Genomic DNA, 23695 nt, shown 5'->3' with positions numbered 1-23695 from the left:
CGCATGCCCACGCGCCACGACATTCGTAACGTCGCCATCGTCGCCCACGTCGACCACGGCAAGACGACCATCGTCGACGCCATGCTCAAGCAGGCGGGCGCCTTCGCCGCGCACGCCGCCGAGTCGCTCGACGACCGCATGATGGACAGCAACGACCTGGAGCGTGAGAAGGGCATCACGATCCTGGCCAAGAACACCGCGGTCAAGTACCACCCGAAGGACGGTGGCGACCCGATCACGATCAACATCATCGACACCCCCGGCCACGCCGACTTCGGCGGCGAGGTCGAGCGCGGTCTGTCGATGGTGGACGCGGTCGTCCTCCTCGTAGACGCCTCCGAGGGTCCGCTGCCGCAGACCCGCTTCGTGCTGCGCAAGGCCCTGATGCAGCGCCTGCCCGTCATCCTGTGCATCAACAAGACGGACCGTCCCGACTCGCGCATCGACGAGGTCGTGAACGAGACGTACGACCTGTTCCTCGACCTGGACGCCGACGAGGACCAGATCGAGTTCCCGATCGTCTACGCCTGCGGCCGTGACGGCGTGGCCTCGCTGACCAAGCCGGAGGACGGCACGGTCCCCGCCGACTCCACCAACCTGGAGCCGTTCTTCACCACGCTCCTGGAGCACGTCCCCGCGCCCGAGTACGACGAGAGCGCCCCCCTCCAGGCCCACGTCACCAACCTGGACGCCGACAACTTCCTCGGTCGTATCGCGCTGCTCCGCGTCGAGCAGGGCGAGCTGCGCAAGGGCCAGACGGTCGCGTGGATCAAGCGGGACGGCACCATCGCCAACGTCCGCATCACCGAGCTGATGATGACCGAGGCGCTCACCCGCAAGCCCGCCGAGAAGGCGGGCCCCGGTGACATCTGCGCGGTCGCCGGCATCCCCGACATCATGATCGGCGAGACGCTCGCGGACCCGGAGAACCCGATCGCGCTGCCGCTGATCACGGTCGACGAGCCCGCGATCTCCATGACCATCGGTACGAACACCTCGCCGCTGGTCGGCCGCGGCGGCACCGGCAAGGGCGCGGACGCCAAGGCGGCCGTCAAGGACCGCAAGGTCACCGCCCGCCAGGTCAAGGACCGCCTCGACCGCGAGCTCATCGGCAACGTCTCGCTGCGTGTCCTGGAGACCGGACGCCCGGACGCCTGGGAGGTGCAGGGCCGTGGTGAGCTGGCGCTCGCCATCCTGGTCGAGCAGATGCGCCGCGAGGGCTTCGAGCTGACCATCGGCAAGCCCCAGGTGGTCACCCAGGAGATCGACGGCAAGACGCACGAGCCGGTCGAGCGCATGACCATCGACGTGCCCGAGGAGCACATGGGCGCCGTCACGCAGCTCATGGGCGTCCGCAAGGGCCGGATGGACAACATGTCCAACCACGGCTCGGGCTGGGTGCGCATGGAGTTCGTCGTCCCGTCCCGCGGCCTCATCGGCTTCCGCACGGAGTTCCTGACGAACACCCGCGGCACGGGCATCGCGCACTCCATCCACGAGGGCCACGAGCCCTGGTTCGGCACGTTGCAGACGCGCAACAACGGCTCCCTGGTCGCCGACCGCTCGGGCGCCGTCACGCCGTTCGCGATGATCAACCTCCAGGAGCGCGGTGTGCTGTTCACCGAGCCCGGCACCGAGGTGTACGAGGGCATGATCGTCGGCGAGAACTCGCGCGCCGACGACATGGACGTGAACATCACCAAGGAGAAGAAGCTCACCAACATGCGTGCGGCTTCCGCGGACAACACCGAGAACGTGGTGCCGCCGCGCAAGCTCTCCCTGGAGCAGTCCCTGGAGTTCTGCCGCGACGACGAGTGCGTCGAGGTGACCCCGGAGGCCGTCCGCATCCGCAAGGTCGTCCTTGACCAGAAGGAGCGCGGCCGCGCCGCGTCGCGCGCCAAGCACAACTGAGCCCGCGGCGCCGTCGGACGCCCGGGGCACCGGAAGGTGCCCTTGAGGGCACTGTCGGCGCCCAGCGGTACTCCTGCGGGCCCCTGAGGCCCCTGAGGCCGGATTCCCGCACTCTCCGGAGTGCGGGAATCCGGCCTCTCGTGTCGGTGGGGGCGCTACGGTGAGCTTCGGCCCATACGCACCGGGAGACATCAACGTCCTCGCGGCAACCGGTTTTCGCTGCCGATCTGTCCGGTATACGGACTCAACTGACCGTTAGATGTGTAACACGTCCGTTTCGCAACCATCTATCTAGGATCGGTTTGTCCGGATTTTGGAAGTTGTACGGGCCAGGTGTGATTGAACCGAGACCAAAAGGGTGTGGTCGGGCCGTACCTCATGGCTAATAGTTGACCGCGTATAGCTCGGGTCAATGGGTCACGCGCTGTGGGGAGCGCCGACTCACGAGCACACTGGGGTACTCGATCTTCGCCGTCAGGGGTGTCGGCACGGTCTCTCGTACCCCCTCTTGTAGTGAACAAGTGGACTCATGAGGAGGAACCCCATGCGTGGTGCCAAGAGCGCCAAGTGGGTCGCCATAGCCGGTGTTGTGGCGCTGACCGCTACTGCCTGCGGCGGCGGCGACGATGACAAGGGCAGCGGCAAGGTCGACCCCAAGGGGATCGTCAGCTACGCCAACGGTGAGCCGCAGAACCTGCTGCAGCCGTCCAACACCATGGAGGCGTACGGCAGCGTCGTCATCGACGCCCTCTTCACGGGGCTTGTCCACTACGACAAGCAGGGCAACATCACCTATGAGAACGCCGAGTCGGTCACGCCCGACAAGACGAACAAGGTGTGGACCGTCAAGCTGAAGCCGGGCTGGAAGTTCCACGACAACACGCCCGTCAACGCCAAGTCCTACGTCGACGCGTGGAACTGGGCCGCCGACCCGGCGAACGGCCAGCAGAACAGTGCCTGGTACCGCGACATCGTCGGCTACGACGACGTCCACCCGGAGAAGGGCAAGGCCAAGAAGAAGGCCATGTCCGGTCTGAAGGTCGTCGACGAGAACACCTTCACCATCACGCTGAAGAACGGCATCCCGTACTACCAGTACAAGCTGGTCTACAAGCCCTTCTTCCCGCTGCCCGCGGCCGCCCTGAAGGACCCGAAGAAGTACGGCGAGGCCCCGGTCGGCAACGGTCCCTACAAGTTCGCCAAGTGGGACCGCAAGAAGCTGATCTCGGTGCGCACCTGGCCCGGCTACAAGGGCGAGGACAAGCCGAAGAACGGCGGCATCGACTTCAAGGCGTACACCAAGGACACCGCGGCCTACGCCGACCTGAAGTCGGACAACGTCGACACGATGCCGATCGTGCCGAACAGCGAGCTCGCCAACTTCAAGAACGACTTCGGTGACCGCGCGATCGTCTCCGACTACTCGGCGCTGAACACGGTCAACTTCGCCTTCTACACGCCGCAGTGGAAGAAGACCGACATCAAGGTCCTCCAGGGCCTGTCGATGGCGATCGACCGCGACACCATCGCCAAGACGGTGTTCTACGGCACCCGTGAGTCCGCGACCGGCTGGGTCGCCAAGGGCGTCAAGGGCTACCAGGACGACGCCTGTGGCAAGTTCTGCAAGTTCGACCCGAAGGGCGCCAAGGACCTGATCAAGGCCGGCGGCGGTGTCCCGGGCAACAAGATCCAGATCCAGTACAACGCCGACCAGCCGCACAAGGACTGGGTCGTCGCGGTCTGCAACTCCATCACCAAGGCCACCGGAGTCAAGTGCACCGGCGACGCGGTGACGGACTTCGCGGCCGACACGGAGATCCGGGACCAGAAGAAGGTCAAGTCGATGTACCGCTCCGGCTGGGTGCTCGACTACCCGTTCAACGGCAACTTCCTCGCCGACCTCTACGGCACCGGCGTCGACGGCAACAAGGGCGGCTTCTCGGACAAGAAGTTCGACGAGCTGACCGCTGAGGCCGACAAGGCCAAGACCATCGACGAGTCCGCCGAGCTGTACCAGAAGGCCGAGAAGGAGCTGGTCAACAGCTTCCCGGGCATCCCGCTCTGGTACAACAAGACGCTCTCCGCCTACTCGAACAACGTGAAGAAGATCGAGTTCGACCAGGCGGGCGACCCGGTTCTGTCCGACGTCGAGGTCTTCGAGAAGTAGCAGTCGCCGGAGTTCCGCACCGCGAAGCGACGCCCGGCGATCCCGGGCGTCGCTTCCGGGCGGCTCCGCAATGGACGGAGGCACCACTATGGGGCGTTACGTCGCGAGGCGACTGCTCCAGATGATCCCGGTCTTCATCGGGACAACCCTGCTGATCTTCCTGATGGTGAACGCCCTCCCCGGTGACCCGGTCAAGGCGCTGTGGGGAGACAAGCCGCCGGACCCGGCACAGGTCGCGCAGATCAAGCACGACCGGGGTCTGGACCTGCCCCTCTGGGAGCAGTACCTGCACTACATGAAGGGTCTGTTCCAGGGCGACTTCGGCAAGACCATCGCCGGCAACCGGCCCATCCTGGACGAGATCACGCAGGCGTTCCCGGTGTCGATGCGGCTCGCCGCGATGGCGTGGACGTTCGAGCTGGTGGTCGGCATCACGCTGGGCGTGATCGCGGGCATCCGGCGTGGGCGGATCATCGACACCACCGTGACGATGTTCACCCTGCTCGTGATCTCCATCCCGATCTTCGTGTTCGGGCGTGGACTTCAGCTCGTCTTCGGTAATGAGCTGGGCTGGGTGAAACCCACGGTGCAGGACTCGGAGAACCTTGAGCAGTTGATTCTGCCGGCGCTCGTCCTGGGTCTGGTGGGCCTGGCCTACGTTGCGCGCCTGACCCGTACCTCCATCAAGGAGAACCGGTCAGCCGACTACATACGGACCGCGGTTGCCAAGGGCTTGCCGCGGCGGCGTATCGTCAGCAGACACCTGTTGCGCAACTCCCTGATCCCCGTGGTCACGTACCTCGGCACGGATATCGGTGCCCTGATGGGCGGTGCGGTGATCACCGAGGGCATCTTCAACGTGACCGGTGTGGGAAACCTGCTCTTCCAGGGCATCGCCCGGCGCGAGGGCGCGGTCATCGTCGGCGTCGTCACGGTCCTGGTGCTCGTGTACCTCCTCGCCAGCTTGCTCGTCGACCTGCTCTACGCGGTCCTGGACCCGAGGATCCGTTATGCCTGACCTTACGAAGACTCCGGCCGTGGACGAGCCGGAAGTGGTGCTCGCCGAGGCCCAAGCCGGCGGGAAGGTGCTCGACGGCGGCGAGGCGAATGGGGCTCGCAGCCTCTGGAGCGACGCATGGCGGGACTTGCGCCGCAGGCCACTGTTCATCATTTCCTCGGCGCTCATCCTCGTGGTCCTGCTCATGGCCGCCTTCCCCGGCCTGTTCACCAGCGCCGACCCCGCCAGCGGTGACCTGACGAAGCACTTCCTGGGTGAACCCAAGCTTGCCCACTTCTTCCAGGAGGACTGGTTCGGGTACGACCGGCAGGGACGCAGCATCTACGCACGCACGGTCTTCGGTGTTCGCAACTCCGTGATGGTCGGCGTCGGCGTGACCTTGCTCGTCACCCTGTTCGGCGGCCTCGTCGGCATGCTCGCGGGCTACTTCGGTGGCTTCTGGGACAGCCTCCTCTCCCGGATCACCGACGTGTTCTTCGGCATCCCCTTCCTGCTCGGTGCGATGGTGGTGCTCAACGCCTTCACCAACCGCAACGTGTGGGTGATCACTGGCGCGCTGGCCTTCCTCGGCTGGACACAGATCGCGAGGGTGATGCGCGGCGCGGTCATCACGACCAAGCACGCGGACTATGTGATGGCGGCCAAGGCGCTCGGCGCGGGCACCAAGCGGATTCTGTTCCGGCATGTCCTGCCGAACGCTGTTGCGCCTGTCATCGTGGTGGCGACCATCGCGCTCGGCACCTACATCGTGGCCGAGTCGACGCTGTCGTACCTCGGGCTCGGCTTCGGTGACGATGCCATTTCCTGGGGCGCGGACATCTCCGACGCCACGAACGACATCCGGAACAATCCACACACACTGATCTTCCCCGCCGGAATGCTCAGCCTCACCGTGCTGGCGTTCATCATGCTCGGCGACGCGGTACGCGAAGCCCTCGACCCGAAGCTGCGCTGAGGGAGGCGTACGTGACTACCATCGACAAGACTGCGGACGTTCCCGCTCCCCGCTCGGGCGGGAACTACAGCGGGCACCTGCTGGAAGTGAAGGACCTGCACGTCGAGTTCCACACGCGCGACGGTGTGGTCAAGGCGGTCAACGGAGTCAACTACAGCGTGGACGCGGGCGAGACGCTCGCCGTGCTCGGTGAGTCCGGCTCCGGCAAGTCCGTGACCGCGCAGGCCATCATGGGCATCCTCGACATGCCGCCGGGGAAAATCCCACAGGGCGAGATCGTCTTTCGGGGCCAGGACATGCTGAAGCAGTCCAACGAGGAGCGCCGGAAGATGCGCGGCAGCAAGATCGCGATGATCTTCCAGGACGCGCTGTCGTCCTTGAACCCGGTGCTCTCCGTCGGCTACCAACTCGGCGAGATGTTCCGGGTGCACCAGGGCATGAGCCGCAAGGATGCCAAGGCCCGGTCCATCGAGCTGATGGACCGAGTGAAGATCCCCGCGGCCAAGGAGCGCGTGAGCGACTATCCGCACCAGTTCTCGGGCGGTATGCGCCAGCGCATCATGATCGCGATGGCGCTCGCCCTGGAGCCCGACCTGATCATCGCCGACGAGCCGACCACGGCCCTCGACGTGACGGTCCAGGCCCAGGTCATGGATCTCCTCGCGGAGCTGCAGCGTGAGTACAACATGGGTCTGATTCTCATTACTCACGACCTCGGTGTGGTCGCAGATGTGGCGGACAAGATCGCCGTCATGTACGCGGGCCGGATCGTGGAGACGGCGCCGGTGCACGAGCTGTACAAGCGCCCGGCGCATCCGTACACGAGGGGCCTGCTCGACTCGATTCCGCGCCTGGATCAGAAGGGTCAGGAGCTGTATGCGATCAAGGGGCTGCCGCCCAACCTCTTGAAGGCCCCGTCGGGTTGTGCTTTCAACCCGCGCTGCCCGAAGGCGCAGGACATCTGCCGCACCGAGGTCCCGCCGCTCGTCCCCGTCACGGAGCGGGACGGCGCGGAGCTCGCGGGCCGCGGCAGCGCGTGCCACTTCTGGAAGGAGACGATCCATGGCTGAGGTCAGCAAGAACGACGGGCCGACGGACGCCACGCCGAACGTCTCCGAGGTGGAAACGGTCGACGCGGAGACGCCCGAGGAGGCGGTGGCCGCCATCGAGGCCCCCGCCGAGCGCGGCGAGCCGATCCTCCAGGTGCGCAACCTGGTGAAGCACTTCCCGCTCACCCAGGGCGTCATCGTCAAGCGCCAGATCGGCGCGGTGAAGGCGGTCGACGGGATCTCCTTCGACCTCTACCAGGGCGAGACGCTCGGCATCGTGGGCGAGTCGGGCTGCGGCAAGTCGACGGTGGCCAAGCTGCTCATGACCCTGGAGCAGGCGACGGCCGGCGAGGTCTTCTACAAGGGCCAGGACATCACCAAGCTGTCGGGGCGCGCGCTGAAGGCGGTGCGCCGCAACATCCAGATGGTGTTCCAGGACCCCTACACCTCGCTGAACCCCCGTATGACGGTCGGTGACATCATCGGGGAGCCCTTCGAGATCCACCCCGAGGTGGCCCCGAAGGGCGACCGGCGCCGCAAGGTCCAGGAGCTCCTGGACGTGGTGGGCCTGAACCCGGAGTACATCAACCGCTACCCGCACCAGTTCTCGGGCGGTCAGCGCCAGCGCATCGGCATCGCGCGCGGCCTGGCGCTCAACCCCGAGATCATCATCTGCGACGAGCCGGTCTCGGCTCTGGACGTGTCCGTCCAGGCCCAGGTCATCAACCTGATGGAGAAGCTCCAGGACGAGTTCAACCTGTCCTACCTCTTCATCGCGCACGACCTGTCGATCGTCCGGCACATCTCGGACCGCGTGGGCGTGATGTACCTCGGCAAGATGGCGGAGATCGGCTCCGACGAGCAGATCTACGACCACCCGACGCACCCGTACACGCAGGCGCTGCTCTCCGCGGTGCCGGTGCCGGACCCGGAGGCGCGCGAGGGCCGCGAGCGCATCATCCTCGCCGGCGACGTCCCGTCCCCGGCGAACCCGCCCTCCGGCTGCCGCTTCCGCACCCGCTGCTGGAAGGCGCAGGACAAGTGCGCCGAGGAGATTCCCCTGCTCGCGATCCCGGAACGCTTCGCGGGCAAGGACACTCCTGCCGCCCACGAGTCGGCGTGCCACTTTGCGGAGGAGAAGGACGTCGTGCACGCGGCGTGAGTAGGCGCAAGAGAGGGGCCCTGCCGAACATGTGAATTGGCGGGGCCCCTCTCGTATCCGCGAACTCCATGAGAGATTCGCGACCAATACCTACCGGTTGGGCTTCAGGTAGAAATAGAGCTTCACCTTCGGAGCGCACCACATCGGTTCGTTGGCGCGCTCGAGCTGCACGTGCAGCATAAAGTTGAGCGGCTTGTTCTTGGCGAATTTAACCGTCTTGTTGATCTTGTAGGTACGCCACACATCCCCCTTGGGGATCTGCCATCCCCAGGCCTTGCGCCACTTCTCGTGGTGGCTGCCGTCGTGCAGATAGGCCGAGCCGACGTGCAGCTTGCGCTCGTTGTAGTAGCGCACCTTCACCGACTTGACCCGGGCGGATGTACGAGTCACCTTGCCGAGGTCCCAGACCACCTTCTCCATCGTGACGGAGGTGGACTTGCAGTGCTGCTCCCCACGGCTGTTGACGCCGATGTTGGCTGAGTAGACCTTCTGGCCGCCGTTCTTGACCTTGGCGACCGAGACGGTCCCCGTCGGCATGCCCCGAGCAGCGGACGGCGCCATCACGGACGTCGACGTCTTGGCCTTCGCGCTGTTCTCGGCCCCGGTCGCGGGCCCAGCGGCGGTGAGAGCGCCAACCGCCAGAGCGGCGGTGACTGTCAGCGATGCGGTCTTTCGTATACGCACTTTACTCCTAGCCCCGTTCACCTGCAGTCGCTGGATGACTGCTTTGTGTGCTCAGGCTATGCATGGGCCGCACGCGAATCCAGTGACTTGAGGTAAAGTTGAGGCTACTCACTGTGTTCAATCGCCATCATGCGCCACGAATTCGGACCGGCGCGCTCGGCCCCCATTCCATCCGCCGATCGGGCCTCTGGCCTCGGGCCGTCGAGGCTGTCCGCCCGCTGTCGTGGTGCGGCGCCTCATGCGCCAACGGGGTTTCCCGTAGTGCATCCGGATGGCTACCCCCTCGTGTGGACCGGCAAAATATGCGTTTTGTCTCGCTCCTCGGAAGTATTTACGGTACTGCGCGCGGCCGGCGCGCCCAGCGATCGAGGAGGCGAGCCATGCGTGGAGCCACGCAGGCCAAGTGGGCCGCATGTGCGGTGGTCGTCGTGCTCACGGCGACGGCCTGTGGGGGCGGGGGCGGCGGTGGTGACGGCTCCGGGGTCGTCGGGTCGTCCTGGGGGGATCCGCAGAACCCGCTGGAACCGGCGAACACCAACGAGGTCCAGGGCGGCAAGGTCCTCGACATGATCTTCCGCGGACTCAAGCGGTACGACCCGAAGACCGGTGAGGCCAAGGACATGGTCGCCGAGTCCATCGACACCGAGGACTCGCAGAACTTCACCGTGAAGATCAAGGACGGGTGGAAGTTCAGCGACGGCGAGTCGGTCACCGCCAAGTCCTTCGTGGACGCCTGGAACTACGGCGCGCATCTGAAGAACAACCAGAAGAACGCCTACTTCTTCGGGTACATCGAGGGGTACGACAAGGTGCACCCCGAGAAGGGGGACGCCACTGCCGACACCCTGTCGGGGCTGAAGGTCAAGGACGAGCGGACCTTCACCGTGAAGCTCACGCAGAAGTTCTCCACCTGGCCCGACACCCTCGGCTACCCGGCCTTCGCCCCGCTGCCCAAGGCCTTCTTCGACAAGCACGACGCCTGGCTCTCCAAGCCGGTCGGCAACGGGCCGTACACCGTGAAGTCGTACCAGAAGGGCTCCAAGATGGAGCTCAGGAAGTGGGACGGCTACCAGGGGGACGACAAGGCGGAGAACGGCGGCGTCGACCTGAAGGTCTACACCGACAACAACACCGCCTACACCGACCTCATGGCGGGCAATCTCGACCTGGTCGACGACGTACCCGCCTCGCAGCTCAAGAACGCGAAGAGCGACCTGGGGGACCGCTACATCAACACCCCCGCCGGAATCATCCAGACCCTCGCCTTCCCCTTCTACGGGGACAAGTGGACGAAGCCGGGCGTGGAGAAGGTCCGCCAGGGGCTCTCGCGGGCGATCAACCGCGAACAGATCACCGAAACGATCTTCCAGAAGACCCGTACGCCCGCCAAGGACTGGACCTCGCCGGTGCTCGGCAAGGACGGCGGCTACAGCGACGACGCCTGCGGCGACTGGTGCGAGTACGACGCAGCCGAGGCCAAGAAGCTGGTCGAGGAGGGCGGCGGCATCCCCGGCGGCACCCTGAAGATCTCGTACAACGCCGACACGGGCTCCCACAAGGAGTGGGTGGACGCCGTCTGCAACTCCATCAACAAGGCCCTCGGCAACGACCGCTCCTGCGTCGGCAACCCCGTCGGCACCTTCGCCGACTTCCGCAGCCAGGCGTCCCAGCAGAAGCTCGACGGGGCCTGGCGCGCCGGCTGGCAGATGGACTACCCGCTGATCCAGAACTTCCTGGAGCCCAACTACTTCACGGACGCCTCGTCCAACGACGGCAAGTTCTCCGACAAGGGCTTCGACAAGCTCATCAACGAGGCCAACGGCGAGACGGACACCGCCAAGGCCGTCACCAAGTTCCAGGACGCCGAGAAGATCCTCGCCCAGAAGATGCCGGCCATCCCCCTCTGGTACCAGAACGGCAGCGCCGGCTACTCCGACCGCGTCTCCGACGTCGCGCTGAACCAGTTCAGCGTGCCCGTCTACGAAAAGATCAAGGTCAACTGACCCAGGCCACCCAGCCACGCATCGGAGCGAGCCCATGGGTCGATATGTGATCCGGCGTCTGCTGCAGATGATCCCGGTGTTCATCGGCGCCACGCTGCTGATCTTCCTGATGGTCAATGTGATGGGCGACCCCGTCGCGGGGCTGTGCGGGGACCGCAAGTGCGACCCCGCGACGGCCGCCCAGCTCAAGAAGGAGTTCGGCCTCGACAAGCCCGTGTGGCAGCAGTACGCGACCTACATGGGCAACGTGTTCACCGGTGACTTCGGCACCGCCTTCAACGGCCAGAAGGTCACCGAGCTGATGTCCACGGCGTTCCCCGTGACCATCCGCCTCACCCTCGTCGCCGTCGTCTTCGAGATCGTCATCGGCATCACCCTCGGCGTCCTCACCGGCCTGCGGCGCGGCAGGCCCGTCGACACCCTGGTGCTGATCCTGACCCTCGTGGTCATCTCCGTACCGACGTTCGTGACCGGTCTGCTCCTCCAGCTGCTGCTCGGCGTCCAGTGGTCGGTCATCAAGCCGTCGGTGTCCTCGGAGGCCACCGTCGACGAGCTGATCGTGCCGGGGCTCGTGCTCGCCTCCGTCTCGCTCGCCTACGTCACCCGGCTCACCCGGACCTCCATCGCGGAGAACCGGCGCGCCGACTACGTCCGCACCGCCGTGGCCAAGGGCCTGCCGAGACGGCGTGTCATCACCCGGCACCTGCTGCGGAATTCACTCATTCCGGTGATCACGTTCATCGGCACGGACGTCGGCGCGCTGATGGGCGGCGCCATCGTCACCGAGCGGATCTTCAACATCCACGGCGTCGGCTTCCAGCTCTACCAGGGGATCCTGCGGCAGAGCACCCAGACCGTGGTCGGGTTCGTGACGGTGCTCGTCCTCGTCTTCCTGGTGGCGAATCTGATCGTCGACCTGCTGTACGCCGTACTCGACCCGAGGATCCGCTATGCCTGAACCCCACGAGCCCGCCGAGGGGGCCATCGCCGGCACCGGCGCGGGCGGCGCGATGGACCTCGCCGCGAGCGAGGCGACGACCCTGTCCCCGGACGGGACCGGGGCGGCGGGGCCCGGCGGCGGACCCGGCACCCCGGCCCGCAGCCTGTGGTCCGACGCCTGGCGCGACCTGCGTCGCAACCCGGTGTTCATCATCTCGGGCCTGATCATCCTGTTCCTGGTCTTCATCTCGCTGTGGCCCTCGGCGATCGCCTCCGGCGACCCGCTGGACTGCGACCTCGCCAACGCCCAGAAGGGCTCGTCGCCAGGCCACCCCTTCGGCTACAACGGGCAGGGCTGCGACGTCTACACCAGGACCGTGTACGGGGCCCGCGCCTCCGTCACCGTCGGGGTGTGCGCCACCCTCGGCGTCGCGGTCCTCGGCAGTGTCCTCGGCGGGCTCGCCGGGTTCTTCGGCGGGGCGTGGGACGCGATCCTCTCCCGCATCACCGACATCTTCTTCGCCATCCCCGTCGTCCTCGGCGGCCTGGTGCTGCTCTCCGTCGTCACCAGCAACACCGTCTGGCCGGTGATCGGCTTCATGGTCCTCCTCGGCTGGCCGCAGATCTCCCGCATCGCCCGCGGCTCCGTCATCACCGCCAAACAGAACGACTACGTCCAGGCCGCCCGCGCCCTCGGCGCCTCCAACCCGCGGATGCTGCTCCGCCACATCGCCCCCAACGCCGTCGCCCCGGTCATCGTCGTCGCGACCATCGCGCTCGGTACGTACATCGCCCTCGAAGCGACCCTGTCCTACCTCGGCGTCGGCCTGAAGCCGCCCACGGTGAGCTGGGGCATCGACATCTCCGCCGCGTCCCAGTACATCCGCAACGCGCCGCACATGCTGCTCTGGCCCGCGGGCGCCCTCGCGATCACCGTGCTCGCGTTCATCATGCTCGGCGACGCGGTGCGCGACGCCCTCGACCCCAAGCTGAGGTAGGCGCCATGGCCACACCCGCATCCACGGCAGCCGCGGCGGCCGGGCCCGCCCCCGCGTCCGCGCTGCTCGACGTGCGCGATCTGCACGTGGAGTTCCGGACCCGCGACGGCGTCGCCAAGGCCGTCAACGGCGTCGACTACGCGGTGGCGGCGGGGGAGACGCTCGCCGTGCTCGGCGAGTCGGGCTCCGGCAAGTCCGTCACCGCCCAGGCGATCATGGGCATCCTCGACGTACCGCCGGGACGCGTCACCTCCGGCGAGATCCTCTTCCGGGGCCGGGACCTGTTGCAGCTCAAGGAGGAGGAGCGGCGCAGGATCCGCGGCGCCGAGATGGCCATGATCTTCCAGGACGCCCTGTCGTCCCTGAACCCCGTGCTCAGCGTCGGCGACCAGCTCGGCGAAATGTTCGTCGTGCACCGCGGCATGTCCCGCAAGGACGCCCGCGCCAAGGCCGTAGAGCTGATGGACCGGGTCCGCATCCCGGCCGCCAAGGAGCGCGTCACCCAGTACCCGCACCAGTTCTCCGGCGGCATGCGCCAGCGCATCATGATCGCCATGGCGATGGCGCTCGAACCGTCCCTGATCATCGCCGACGAACCCACCACGGCCCTGGACGTGACGGTCCAGGCCCAGGTCATGGACCTGCTCGCGGAGTTGCAGCGCGAGCTGAACATGGGCCTGATCCTGATCACCCACGACCTGGGGGTGGTCGCGGACGTCGCCGACAAGATCGCGGTGATGTACGCGGGCCGGATCGTCGAGACCGCGCCGGTGCACGAGATCTACCGGGCGCCCGCCCACCCGTACACCAAGGGCCTGCTCGAATCCATCCCGCGCCTCGACCAGAAGGGCCAGGACCTCTTCGCCATCAAGGGCCTGCCGCCCAACCTCATGAACATCCCGCCCGGCTGCGCCTTCAACCCGCGCTGCCCGATGGCCCAGGACGTGTGCCGCACCGACGTCCCGCCGCTGTACCGGGTCACGTACGAGGGACTCGCGGCCGAGCGCCGCAGCGCCTGCCACTTCTGGAAGGAGACCCTCCGTGGCTGAGCCCGCCGCCGGGCCCGTACCGGCGCCCGTCACCGAGCCCGTCCTGGAAGCACGGGGGCTCGTGAAGCACTATCCGCTCACCCAGGGGATCGTGATCAAGCGGCAGGTCGGCGCGGTGAAGGCCGTCGACGGCGTGGACTTCGCCCTCGGCCGCGGCGAGACGCTCGGCATCGTCGGCGAGTCGGGCTGCGGGAAGTCCACGGTCGCCAAGATGCTCGTCAACCTGGAGCGGCCGACCGCCGGGGAGATCCGCTACAAGGGCGAGGACATCACCAAGCTGTCGGGGCGCGCCCTGAAGGCGGTGCGCCGCAACATCCAGATGGTGTTCCAGGACCCCTACACCTCACTGAACCCGCGCATGACGGTCGGCGACATCATCGGGGAGCCGTACGAGATCCATCCCGAGGTGGCGCCGAAGGGGTCGCGGCGCGCGCGGGTGCGGGAACTCCTCGACGTCGTGGGCCTCAACCCCGAGTACATCAACCGCTACCCCCACCAGTTCTCCGGCGGTCAGCGGCAGCGCATCGGCATCGCGCGCGGCCTCGCGCTGCGGCCCGAGGTCATCGTCGCCGACGAGCCCGTCTCCGCGCTCGACGTGTCCGTGCAGGCGCAGGTCGTGAACCTCCTGGAGAAGCTGCAGAGCGAATTCGACCTCTCGTACGTGTTCATCGCGCACGACCTGTCGATCGTGCGGCACATCTCCGACCGGGTCGGGGTCATGTACCTCGGGCGGATCGTCGAGACCGGCACGGACGCGGAGATCTACGAGCATCCGACGCATCCCTACACGCAGGCGCTGCTCTCCGCCGTGCCCGTGCCGGATCCGCTGGCGCGGGAGCACCGCGAACGGATCATTCTCAGCGGGGACGTGCCCTCGCCCGCGAACCCGCCCTCCGGGTGCCGGTTCCGCACGCGGTGCTGGAAGGCGCGGGAGCGGTGCGCTCTGGAGGTGCCGTTGCTTGCCGTTCCGGCGGAGTTCCGGGGGGTGAGCGGGCCTGCGGCGCATGATTCGGCGTGCCACTTCGCGGAGGAGAAGCAGGTGGTGCCGTGAGCCTCCACGGGGCGCCCCAGGCCCGCCCCTTCGCCGAACCTGGGGCTCCGCCCCAGACCCCGCTCCTCAAACGCCGGAGGGGCTGAAACTTACCGGCACGTATTCAGCCCCGTCCGGCGTTTGAGGACGAGGCGCGGAGCGCCGATACGGGGTCCGGGGCGGAGCTCTAAGCCAGCCCCAGCGACCGCTTCAGGAAGTCGACCTGGAGGAGTAGCAGGTTCTCGGCCACCTGTTCCTGCGGGGTCATGTGGGTGACCCCGGTGAGGGGGAGGACCTCGTGCGGGCGGCCGGCGGCGAGGAGGGCGGAGGACAGGCGGAGCGCGTGGGCGACGACCACGTTGTCGTCGGCGAGCCCGTGGACGATCATCATGGGCCGGTGCGGCTCCCCGGGGTCGACGAGCCCGTCGTCACAGACGAGGGAGTTGCTGCGGTACACGTCGGGGGAGGTGCGGGGATCGCCCAGGTACCGCTCCTGGTAGTGGGTGTCGTAGAGGCGGAGATCGGTGACGGGCGCCCCGACCACCGCGGCGTGGAAGACGTCGGGCCGGCGCAGCACGGCCATGCCGGAGAGATAGCCGCCGAAGGACCAGCCGCGCATCGCGACCCGGCCCAGGTCGAGCGGAAACCGCTCGGCGAGCGCGTGCAGGGCCTCGACCTGGTCGTCGAGCGTGCGCGTCAGGTCGCCCTTGACCGCCTTCTCCCAGGCGGGCGACCGCCCCGGCGTCCCGCGCCCGTCGGCGACGACGACGGCGAAACCCTGGTCGGCGAACCACTGCGAGGTGAGGTGGGCGTTGTGGGACTTCGTCACGCGCTGGCCGTGCGGACCGCCGTACGGATCCATGAGTACGGGAAGTGGTCCCGAAGCCTCCGGGTCGTACCCCGTGGGGAGCAGCACGGCGCACGGAATCCGCCGTGCGCCCCCTTCGGTGAGTGTCACGCGCGGGGTGAGCCCCGGCCGCTGGGCGTGTGAGGCGACGGTCGCCACCTGCTTGCCGTCGCGGAGCACGGACACGCGTGTGCCCGGCTGGTCGAGAGTGGCCGAAACCAATACGGTGACGTCGCCCGCGCGCACCGCCGAGTGCACCCCGGGCTCCTGGGAGACGCGTTCGACGCCCAGCTCGTTGACCCGGTAGACATGCACCTCGCCGACCTCGGGATCGGCGGCAGCCTCGCCCGCGGACGCCGAGATCAGCGCGGAGTCCTCGGTCACGTCGAGCACCGCGCGCAGATGCAGCTGAGGTCCGGTGAGCGGCCTGTCGCCCCAGGCGAGGACCCGGGCGCCGCCCTCGTCCGCGATCCGGACCATCCGTCCGCTCGGCGACCAGCAGGGCACACCGGGGTGCAGTTCCAGCCAGTCGTCGTCCTCGTCGGCGTGCACCATCCGCGTCGAGCCGTTGTCGGCGTCCACCGCGAGGTACAGCGCGCTGCGCTGGTCCCTGGCCTGCACCAGGAGCAGCGGAGCCCCGCTCGACGACCAGTGCACCCGCGCCAGATACGGGTACCGGGCCCGGTCCCACACGACCTCCGTGCGCACCCCGTCCAGGCCCACCACGAACAGCCGCACGTCCGCGTTGTCGGTGCCCGCCGCCGGATAGGCCACCGGTACGGGGTCCCGGTCCGGATGCGCGGGATCCGCGATCCACCAGCGCTGTACGGGGGCGTCGTCGACCCGCGCGACCAGCAGACGGTCGGACTCGGGCGACCACCAGAACCCCCGGGAGCGGCCCATCTCCTCGGCCGCGACGAACTCCGCGAGGCCGTAGGTCACCGTGTCCGCCTCCACCGCGTCCGGTGCCGCGAGCGCCCGGTCGTCCCCGCCGTCGGCCCCCATGACGCGCAGGGCGCCCCGGGACACGTACGCGATGTGGCGGCCGTCGGGAGAGGGGCGCGGATCTATCACGGGGGCGGGCGCGGGCAGCTCGCGCGCCGTGCCCGCGCGCAGTTCCGCAGCGAACAGCTTGCCGGACAGGGCGAAGGCCGCCAGCTCCACGGCCGCGTCGGTGGCGTAGCCGACGATGCCCGAGCCGCTCTCGCGGCTGCGCTCGCGCCGTGCCCGCTCCGCCGCCGAGAGCCGCTCGGCCGCGCCGCCGAGGAGCGACTGCGGGTCGGCGGCCACACGTTCGACCGCACCTCCGTCCGTGAGGTCGAGGACCCACAGCTTGCCGGTCCTCTCGGTGCCGGAGGCCGAGCGGACGAAGACGACTCGGGAGCCGTCGGGAGCCACGGTGAAGGCGCGCGGCGCGCCCAGGGAGAAGCGCTGTGTCCGCGCGTGCTGGCGCGGGAAGGAAAGCCGCTGGGCGGGACCTTCGGGGGGCCCGTCGGTTGCGGGGGTCTCGGTGGTCATTCTCCGAGCCTATGGCTCATGCGCCCCTTGTGCTGCGGTGCTCCGACTCATGTGGCTCGACACATAGTTATGATCCGTAGCACTTGGTGGGTATGACCTTGCTGGCACGGCGAGTTGGGTCCCGTCGGCCGGACGCAGGGGGGGCGGCTTCGGGGCGGCTCGGGGGCGCTTGGTCGGAATGTTGTCGGGTCATGGGAATGGGAGGTGAACCGCGTGGCAGTCTCGGTATCGGTGGTGCTGCTGCTGGCGATCATCGTGGTCATGATGGTGCGGAAACAGGGGCTCAAGACGATCCACGCGATCGTGTGCGCGCTGCTCGGTTTCTATCTCGCCAGCTCGTCGCTCGCGCCGACCATCGACGAACTGTCGACGAACCTCGCGGGGGTCATCGAGGACATCAACTTCTGACGGCACCGAGGAGCCGCCGGGGAGCGGCTGGGGAGGCACGGGGGGCGCACGCGGTACGGGGCGCGGCCTGGCGGGACGTGCGCGCCGGGCTCGTAGGCTGTTCCCATGACGGAACAGCCCGCCCGGCGCCTGCTGCTCGTGCACGCGCACCCCGACGACGAGTCGATCAACAATGGCGCCACCATGGCCAGGTACGCGGCCGAGGGCGCCCGAGTCACGGTGGTGACCTGCACGCTCGGCGAGGAGGGCGAGGTCATCCCGCCCGCCCTCGCACGGCTGACCGCCGATCGCGAGGACGCGCTCGGCCCGTACCGCATCGGTGAGCTCGGCGCCGCGATGAAGGAGCTGGGCGTCGCCGACCACCGGTTCCTCGGCGGTCCCGGCCGCTACCGCGACTCCGGGATGATGGGCACCGAGCAGAACCACAGGCTCGGAGCCTTCTGGTCCGCCGACCTCGACGAGGCGGCGGGCCATCTCGTGGCCGTCCTGCGCGAGGTGCGCCCCCAGGTCCTCGTCACCTACGACCCGGACGGCGGCTACGGCCACCCCGACCACATCCAGGCCCACCGGGTCGCCATGCGCGCCGTGGAGCTCGCGGCGGACCCGGGCTTCCGCACCGACCTGGGCGAGGCGCACGCCGTCGCGAAGGTCTACTGGAACCGCGCGCCCCGCTCGGTGGTCGAGGAGGGCTTCCGCCGGCTCGCGAGGACGCTGCCGGACACGCCGTTCACGACCGCCGCCGCGGTGACCGACGTACCGGGCCTGACCGACGACGAACGCGTCACGACGGAGATCGACGGACGGGCGTACGGTGCGGCCAAGGCAGCGGCGATGCGGGCCCACGCGACCCAGATCGAGGTCCACGAGCCGCTGTTCGTGCTGTCCAACGGCCTGGCGCAGCCGATTTTCGACGTGGAGTACTACGAACTGGTGAGAGGTGGGGCGGGCACGGTGGACGGCGGGCGCGAGAGAGATCTGTTCGCGGGGCTCGACGAGGGGCTGAAGCCCGCGGGTATCGAGACGGAGGGCGTGAAGTGAGCGCGCGGTCCAAGGCGTCCTCGTCCTCCTCGCCGAACTCGTCCGGCTCGTCCGGCTCGTCGGGCTCGTCGAACTCTTCGAGCTCGTCGAATGTGCGGAAGGCGGCACAGGCGAAGGGATCTTCTCGGCCAAACCGCGACGCGTCCGGGGGAACGCCCGCTAAAACATCCGGAAAGTCCGCAAAAGGGGGAAGTGGCGCGACCGTTTCCTCCGGCGGCGCCCGCCCGTCCGCGGGTGCCGGAAGCTTCCTCGCGCAGCCGCTGAACGCCGGCCGCCTCGCCGCCTACGCCGGTCTCCTCGTGCTCGGCGCGATCGTCGGGGTGGCGGGTGCGCTCGTCCAACAGGCCTGGGCGCCGGGCGGATTGCTGCTCGCGCTCGCCGGTTCCGCCGGTGCCTTCTACGGTGGTTCGCGCGCCACCGGCACCCGCGGCGGAGCCGTGGCGCCCGCCGCGGGCTGGCTCGTCGCCGTGATGTTCCTGACCGCGACGCGCCCGGAGGGCGACTTCGTGTTCGGCGCCGGCCTCGGCTCGTACGTCTTCCTGCTGGGCGGTATGGGCGTCGCTGTGATGTGTGCCACCCTCGGGCAGTCACCGCAACCGGGCGCTTCCGACGCCCGACTTGGCAAGTGACGTACCACTTGAGCCCGTGTCCCGCACGGGTTTGACGCCGGTCACGGGAAGACCGTGGGCGGCGGCCAGTATGGTGGTGCGCGCCGCCGAGCCGCCCGAGTGGTCGAGACGGGCGGTGGAGCCAACCAGGAGAACCTGCCTTGAGTCGTGAAACTGACAGTTCGTCCTCCGGTCCCCAGGGGCGCGCGGGAGCCGCGTACCCCTCGGGGACGCCGCCGTACGGCTCGCCCGCGCAGGGCGGCACGCCCGGGGGCGGCCCGGATGGCGCCGGCCCCGGTGTCGGCGGCGAGCGGTCCGGCGAACCCAAGACCGAGACCACGCTGACGACCCGCATTCGGATCAACATCCCCGGGTCGCGGCCCATCCCGCCCGTCGTCATGCGCACGCCGGTCGGTGACTCCGACGGCGGCAGAGACGCCGACGACCGGCGCGCGGACGGTCCCGGGCACGCGGGTCCGAGCAACCCCATCGGCGGCCCGACCGGCTCCGGCAGCTCGGGCACCTCCGGTCTCTCCGGACCTTCGGCCCCCGGCGGCTCAGCCGCCGCGCCCAGGCCCTCCGCCCCGGCGGCCGCGTCGTCGGCCTCCGGGTCCGCCGCGTCCCCGCAGGGTTCGGCGGGCGACGACGGCGACGAGAAGACCAGCGACTGGTTCGCGCCGCGCAGGGGCTCCGCGCCCAAGGGCGGGGGCACCCCGTCCGGCAGCGGGGGCGACACCGGCGGGTACGACGTGTCGGGTGCCGTCGCCGCCGGTCCGCTCGGCACCGGCGGGCCGCACGGCGGGGAGCCGCAGCGCGGTGACCTGCCGTACTTCTCCGGGGGCGAGGGCGAGTACGGCGCCACCGGACCCGCCGGGCCCACCGGAGGCCCGGTGACCGGCGACGGTCCCCTGCTGCCGCCCGGAACGCCGGGCGGACCCCGGTCCCAGGGCGGTCAGGGCGGATACCCCGACGGTTCCGACGGCTACGGGAACGGCTCCGGGGCCTATCCCGGTGAGGCGGACCCGCTGGGCGGTGCCGGTGGGCCTGGAGCCGCCGGCGGGCCTGGCGGCCCCGGCGCGGCTGGAGGTCCCGGTGGGCCTGTTGGGCCTGGTGGTCCCGGTGGGCCTGGTGGACCCGGGCGGCTGAGCGACGACACCGCCATCCTGACCCCGCAGAACCCGCCGCCCGGCTCCGGCGGGGTGCGCCCGCCCGTGCCCGGCGGTCCCGGCGCGGGCGGACCCGGTGGCCCTGGTGGACCCGGCGGCCCTGGTGGCCCTGGTGGAAACGTCTCCGGCGACACGCTGAACAGCGGCATCCCGGTGGTCCCGCCCGCACAGAACTCCCCGTTCGCGCCGGGTGGGCACCTGGACGAGCCGGGCCCGCACACGCCGCCCAAGCTGCCCGAGCCGGTGCAGCCGAACGTGCCGACGGCGTCCGCGCCCAAAAAGAAGAAGAAGGGCCGCAACAAGCTGGTCCTGCTCGTCGGTGTGGTCGTCGTCGGCGGCTGCGGCGCGTACGGCGCGGGCCTGTTGATGAACCACGCCGACGTGCCGAAGGGCACCACCGTCCTCGGCGTCGACATCGGCGGCGGCACCCGCGACGAGGCCGTGAAGAAGCTCGACGCGGCCCTCGGCGAGCGCGTGAACAAGCCGCTGAAGCTGACGGTGGGCGGCGACGAGGTCACCCTGAAGCCGGACCAGGCGGGCCTCACCCTGGACAGCCAGGCCACCGTGCGCGCCGCCGCGGGCAGCGACTACAACCCGGTCTCGGTGATCGGTTCCCTCTTCGGCGGCGAGCGCGTCGTCGAGCCCGAGATGCCCGTGGACGAGGAGAAGCTCGCGGCGGCCCTGGAGCGCGCCGCGGGCGGCTCGGGCACGGCCAAGGAGGGCACGGTCAAGTTCGTGCCCGGCAAGGCCGTCCCCGTCTACGGCAAGGCGGGCAAGGGCATCGACGCCGACCAGGCGGCGACGGCGATCGCCGAGGCGTACGAGAAGCAGGTCGAGACGGGCAGCGCGGGCACGATCGCGGTACCGGTCACGGACCGCAGGCCGACCGTGTCCGACGCCGAGGTCGACGACTTCATGAAGCGCTTCGCGAAGCCCGCGATGTCGGCGAACGTCACCGTCAAGGCGGGGGCCGCGTCGATTCCGTTCGGCCCGTCGAGGTCGCTGCCGAAGGTGCTCGGCGTGAAGGTGGTCAGCGGCGGCAAGCTGTCGCAGACGTACGACCTCGTCGAGCTCAAGAAGCTCTACGGCAACATCTTCGACGGCGTGCTCATCGAGCGCGCCAACGGCAAGAAGACCCCCGTGCAGCCCACGGACGTCGCCCTCGCCATGGGCAAGGCGTTGCAGGGCAGGACGCCCGCGGAGCGGGTGGGCGTGATCGAGACGAACCCGAGCTAGACGAAGCAGAGCGGGACCGCGCCGGAACGCGGGGCGGGCGGGACACCTTCCGGTGTCCCGCCCGCCCTCTTCGTCCCCGGCTACTCGCCCCCGGCCGCCGGACGGTAGGTGCACACGTGCACCCCGTTGTCGCTCACGACCGTCGAGACCAGTTCCAGGGGGCGCTGCACGGCGTCGTCCGGGAAGATCGACTTTCCGCCGCCGAGCAGCACCGGCATGAGCATCAGACGCAGTTCGTCCACCAGGCCCGCGCCCAGGAGCGCGCGCACCAGGGTCGGGCTGCCCATGACCAGCAGGTTGCCGCCCTCGGCCGCCCGCAGCTCCCGGATCTCGCCGAGGGCCTCGCCGCCGCCGATGAGCGTGGTGTTGTTCCAGGTCAGATCGGACTCGCCGAGTGTCGACGACACCACGTACTTCTTGAGCGAGTTCATCCGGTCGGCGAACGGGTCCCCGGCGCGCTCCGGCCAGGCCCCGGCCATCGTCCGCCAGGTGCGGCGGCCGAACAGCAGCCCGTCGGCCGCCGCCACCGCGTCGTCGAACGCGCCGCCGACCACCTCCGGGTCGAAGTACGGGTGCGACCAGCCGCCGTGCGCGAAGCCGCCGTCGGTGTCCTCCTCCGGGCCGCCCGGCGCCTGCACGACACCGTCCAGGCTGGTGAATTCACTGACCACGATGCGCATGGGACTCGCCTCTCCATCGGTTCCGCCGTAAGTGCCGACCATCAGACCGGAGCGGCGCCGGAAAGTCATCGCCATGGCGGGCGTCATCTCCCGCGCATGACATCCGTCATCCAGGTCCGGCTACGGACGACACTGCCGCGCGCCGCCCTGACCAGCAACGATGGTGCACATGACGACGACAGTGAACACGGTGGGCGCAGCCGCGGGGCCCGCGGCGGGGAGCACCGGGAGCGCAGGGAGCACCGGTCGCGCAGGGAGCGCCAATCGCGCGGGCAGCGCCGGGAGCGCCGTGAGCTTTCAGCAGGTGACCAAGGCGTACGGAGAGGTGCTGGCCGTCGACGGTCTGACCCTGGATCTGCACCCCGGCGAGACCGTCGCGCTGCTCGGGCCGAACGGTGCGGGCAAGTCCTCCACGCTCGACCTGCTGCTCGGGCTGCGCCGTCCGGACAGCGGCACGGTGCGCGTGTTCGGTACCACCCCGCGCGACGCCATCGCCGCCGGGCGGGTCGGGGCGATGCTGCAGAGCGGCGGCCTCATGGGCGAGGTGACCGTGCGCGAACTGGTGCGCCTGGCCTGCGAACTGCACCCGCGCCCGTACCGGGTGAGCGACGTCCTGGCCGCCGCGGACATCACCCGGATCGCCGACCGCAAGGTCGACAAGCTCTCCGGCGGCCAGGAGCAGCGAGTGCGGTTCGCCCTCGCGACGGCCGGGGCGAGCGACCTGATCGTCCTGGACGAGCCGACGACCGGCATGGACGTCACGGCGCGGCAGGCGTTCTGGGCGACCATGCGGGACCAGGCGGACCGGGGCCGGGCGGTCCTGTTCGCCACGCACTACCTCGAAGAGGCCGACGCCGTCGCGGACCGCGTCCTGGTGCTGCACCGGGGCCGCCTCCTCGCGGACGGCACGGCAGCCGAGATCAAGGCGAGGGCGGGCGCCCGCAAGGTCGCCTTCGACCTGCTCGACGCGGACGCGGGGAGCGCGTCCCGCCACTCGCCCGAACAGCGCCTGCGGGAGCTGCCGTTCCTGACGGAGCTGACCGTGTCCCGCGGCGGTGCCGGGGCGGGCCCGGGGCACACGGTGCGGCTCCAGTCGACGGACGCGGACGCCACGGTGCACGCGCTGTACGGCCTCGGGCTCCATCCGCGCAACCTGGAGGTCGCGGGCCTCGGCCTGGAGCAGGCCTTCGTCGCGATCACCGCGGCGGAGGAGGCACGGACGGCATGAG

Annotated in this window: 19 protein-coding genes; 16 read left to right on the top strand and 3 right to left on the bottom strand. The window is 69.2% G+C overall.

Going from position 1 to position 23695, the window contains the following annotated elements; genetic code table 11:
* Window positions 1-3 precede the first annotated feature (3 nt).
* The 6 genes from typA (at window position 4) to GPA10_RS00850 (ending at window position 8262) form a co-directional block, all read left to right on the top strand.
* Window positions 4-1911, top strand: a complete 1908-nt coding sequence (gene typA / locus GPA10_RS00875; RefSeq protein WP_157163817.1) for a translational GTPase TypA — start codon at window positions 4-6, stop codon at window positions 1909-1911.
* 544 nt (window positions 1912-2455) lie between these two features.
* Entirely contained in the window at window positions 2456-4078 is a 1623-nt protein-coding gene (locus GPA10_RS00870; RefSeq protein WP_157163816.1) for a peptide ABC transporter substrate-binding protein, read from the top strand.
* An 88-nt stretch (window positions 4079-4166) separates the two neighbouring features.
* Window positions 4167-5096, top strand: a complete 930-nt coding sequence (locus tag GPA10_RS00865) for an ABC transporter permease (protein ID WP_157164143.1) — start codon at window positions 4167-4169, stop codon at window positions 5094-5096.
* Window positions 5089-6051, top strand: a complete 963-nt coding sequence (locus tag GPA10_RS00860) for an ABC transporter permease (protein ID WP_157163815.1) — start codon at window positions 5089-5091, stop codon at window positions 6049-6051. Before GPA10_RS00865 ends, GPA10_RS00860 begins: the two co-directional genes overlap by 8 nt.
* A gap of 11 nt (window positions 6052-6062) precedes the next feature.
* Window positions 6063-7121, top strand: coding sequence for an ABC transporter ATP-binding protein (locus GPA10_RS00855; protein ID WP_343040149.1), 1059 nt, complete (start codon window positions 6063-6065; stop codon window positions 7119-7121).
* Window positions 7114-8262 carry an ABC transporter ATP-binding protein gene (locus GPA10_RS00850; RefSeq protein ID WP_157163814.1) on the top strand — a complete coding sequence of 383 codons (1149 nt, stop codon included), beginning with the start codon at window positions 7114-7116 and terminating at the stop codon, window positions 8260-8262. The genes GPA10_RS00855 and GPA10_RS00850 overlap by 8 nt, the downstream gene beginning before the upstream one ends.
* Window positions 8263-8352: 90 nt before the next feature.
* Here GPA10_RS00850 and GPA10_RS00845 read toward each other — a convergent pair whose 3' ends face one another.
* Window positions 8353-8946: a hypothetical protein gene (locus GPA10_RS00845; protein WP_157163813.1), complete on the bottom strand. Its 594-nt coding sequence runs from the start codon at window positions 8944-8946 to the stop codon at window positions 8353-8355.
* 380 nt (window positions 8947-9326) lie between these two features.
* On the opposite strand from GPA10_RS00845, the gene GPA10_RS00840 reads away from it, so the two are divergent.
* From GPA10_RS00840 to GPA10_RS00820, 5 genes are read left to right on the top strand one after another with little or no spacing between them, the layout of a single operon-like run.
* Entirely contained in the window at window positions 9327-10949 is a 1623-nt protein-coding gene (locus tag GPA10_RS00840) for a peptide ABC transporter substrate-binding protein (RefSeq protein WP_157163812.1), read from the top strand.
* A gap of 34 nt (window positions 10950-10983) precedes the next feature.
* A complete protein-coding gene (locus GPA10_RS00835) occupies window positions 10984-11907 on the top strand; it encodes an ABC transporter permease (RefSeq protein WP_058849742.1) in 924 nt (307 codons plus the stop codon).
* The gene (locus tag GPA10_RS00830) at window positions 11900-12886 is read left to right on the top strand and encodes an ABC transporter permease (RefSeq protein ID WP_157163811.1); all 987 of its coding nucleotides are present in this window, start codon (window positions 11900-11902) and stop codon (window positions 12884-12886) included. Before GPA10_RS00835 ends, GPA10_RS00830 begins: the two co-directional genes overlap by 8 nt.
* Window positions 12887-12891: 5 nt before the next feature.
* Complete coding sequence (locus GPA10_RS00825) at window positions 12892-13935, top strand: ABC transporter ATP-binding protein (RefSeq protein ID WP_157163810.1); 1044 nt, start codon at window positions 12892-12894, stop codon at window positions 13933-13935.
* The gene (locus tag GPA10_RS00820; RefSeq protein ID WP_343040148.1) at window positions 13928-14986 is read left to right on the top strand and encodes an ABC transporter ATP-binding protein; all 1059 of its coding nucleotides are present in this window, start codon (window positions 13928-13930) and stop codon (window positions 14984-14986) included. Before GPA10_RS00825 ends, GPA10_RS00820 begins: the two co-directional genes overlap by 8 nt.
* Before the next feature lie 166 nt (window positions 14987-15152).
* Here the strand turns inward: GPA10_RS00820 and GPA10_RS00815 are convergent, their stop codons facing one another.
* The gene (locus GPA10_RS00815) at window positions 15153-17330 is read right to left on the bottom strand and encodes a S9 family peptidase (protein WP_157163809.1); all 2178 of its coding nucleotides are present in this window, start codon (window positions 17328-17330) and stop codon (window positions 15153-15155) included.
* Window positions 17331-17543: 213 nt separating this feature from the next.
* Here GPA10_RS00815 and GPA10_RS00810 point away from each other — a divergent pair, with 213 nt between their 5' ends.
* From GPA10_RS00810 to GPA10_RS00795, 4 genes are all read left to right on the top strand, one after another.
* The gene (locus tag GPA10_RS00810; RefSeq protein WP_030562584.1) at window positions 17544-17738 is read left to right on the top strand and encodes a hypothetical protein; all 195 of its coding nucleotides are present in this window, start codon (window positions 17544-17546) and stop codon (window positions 17736-17738) included.
* A 105-nt stretch (window positions 17739-17843) separates the two neighbouring features.
* A complete protein-coding gene (mshB, locus tag GPA10_RS00805; protein ID WP_157163808.1) occupies window positions 17844-18776 on the top strand; it encodes an N-acetyl-1-D-myo-inositol-2-amino-2-deoxy-alpha-D-glucopyranoside deacetylase in 933 nt (310 codons plus the stop codon).
* Between the two features lie 260 nt (window positions 18777-19036).
* Window positions 19037-19405, top strand: coding sequence for a DUF6113 family protein (locus GPA10_RS00800; protein ID WP_157164140.1), 369 nt, complete (start codon window positions 19037-19039; stop codon window positions 19403-19405).
* Between the two features lie 140 nt (window positions 19406-19545).
* A complete protein-coding gene (locus GPA10_RS00795) occupies window positions 19546-21786 on the top strand; it encodes a hypothetical protein (protein ID WP_157163807.1) in 2241 nt (746 codons plus the stop codon).
* Window positions 21787-21866: 80 nt separating this feature from the next.
* Here the strand turns inward: GPA10_RS00795 and GPA10_RS00790 are convergent, their stop codons facing one another.
* Window positions 21867-22466, bottom strand: coding sequence for a dihydrofolate reductase family protein (locus GPA10_RS00790; protein WP_157163806.1), 600 nt, complete (start codon window positions 22464-22466; stop codon window positions 21867-21869).
* A gap of 169 nt (window positions 22467-22635) precedes the next feature.
* On the opposite strand from GPA10_RS00790, the gene GPA10_RS00785 reads away from it, so the two are divergent.
* Complete coding sequence (locus GPA10_RS00785; protein ID WP_157163805.1) at window positions 22636-23694, top strand: ABC transporter ATP-binding protein; 1059 nt, start codon at window positions 22636-22638, stop codon at window positions 23692-23694.
* The last annotated feature ends 1 nt before the right edge of the window (window position 23695 follow it).

It is taken from the genome of Streptomyces typhae (assembly GCF_009755605.1).
Classification (GTDB): Bacteria; Actinomycetota; Actinomycetes; order Streptomycetales; family Streptomycetaceae; genus Streptomyces; species Streptomyces typhae.
Note: the sequence above shows the minus strand (reverse complement) of the source record. Positions and strands in the feature narration are given on the sequence as shown.

What these genes read in the sequence shown, in the direction of transcription:
- typA (WP_157163817.1), top strand. Translation starts at nt 4, where the DNA reads ATGCCCACGCGCCACGACATTCGTAACGTCGCCATCGTCGCCCACGTC.
- GPA10_RS00870 (WP_157163816.1), top strand. Translation starts at nt 2,456, where the DNA reads ATGCGTGGTGCCAAGAGCGCCAAGTGGGTCGCCATAGCCGGTGTTGTG.
- GPA10_RS00865 (WP_157164143.1), top strand. Translation starts at nt 4,167, where the DNA reads ATGGGGCGTTACGTCGCGAGGCGACTGCTCCAGATGATCCCGGTCTTC.
- GPA10_RS00860 (WP_157163815.1), top strand. Translation starts at nt 5,089, where the DNA reads ATGCCTGACCTTACGAAGACTCCGGCCGTGGACGAGCCGGAAGTGGTG.
- GPA10_RS00850 (WP_157163814.1), top strand. Translation starts at nt 7,114, where the DNA reads ATGGCTGAGGTCAGCAAGAACGACGGGCCGACGGACGCCACGCCGAAC.
- GPA10_RS00840 (WP_157163812.1), top strand. Translation starts at nt 9,327, where the DNA reads ATGCGTGGAGCCACGCAGGCCAAGTGGGCCGCATGTGCGGTGGTCGTC.
- GPA10_RS00835 (WP_058849742.1), top strand. Translation starts at nt 10,984, where the DNA reads ATGGGTCGATATGTGATCCGGCGTCTGCTGCAGATGATCCCGGTGTTC.
- GPA10_RS00830 (WP_157163811.1), top strand. Translation starts at nt 11,900, where the DNA reads ATGCCTGAACCCCACGAGCCCGCCGAGGGGGCCATCGCCGGCACCGGC.
- GPA10_RS00825 (WP_157163810.1), top strand. Translation starts at nt 12,892, where the DNA reads ATGGCCACACCCGCATCCACGGCAGCCGCGGCGGCCGGGCCCGCCCCC.
- GPA10_RS00815 (WP_157163809.1), bottom strand. Translation starts at nt 17,330, where the DNA reads ATGACCACCGAGACCCCCGCAACCGACGGGCCCCCCGAAGGTCCCGCC.
- mshB (WP_157163808.1), top strand. Translation starts at nt 17,844, where the DNA reads ATGACGGAACAGCCCGCCCGGCGCCTGCTGCTCGTGCACGCGCACCCC.
- GPA10_RS00790 (WP_157163806.1), bottom strand. Translation starts at nt 22,466, where the DNA reads ATGCGCATCGTGGTCAGTGAATTCACCAGCCTGGACGGTGTCGTGCAG.
- GPA10_RS00785 (WP_157163805.1), top strand. Translation starts at nt 22,636, where the DNA reads ATGACGACGACAGTGAACACGGTGGGCGCAGCCGCGGGGCCCGCGGCG.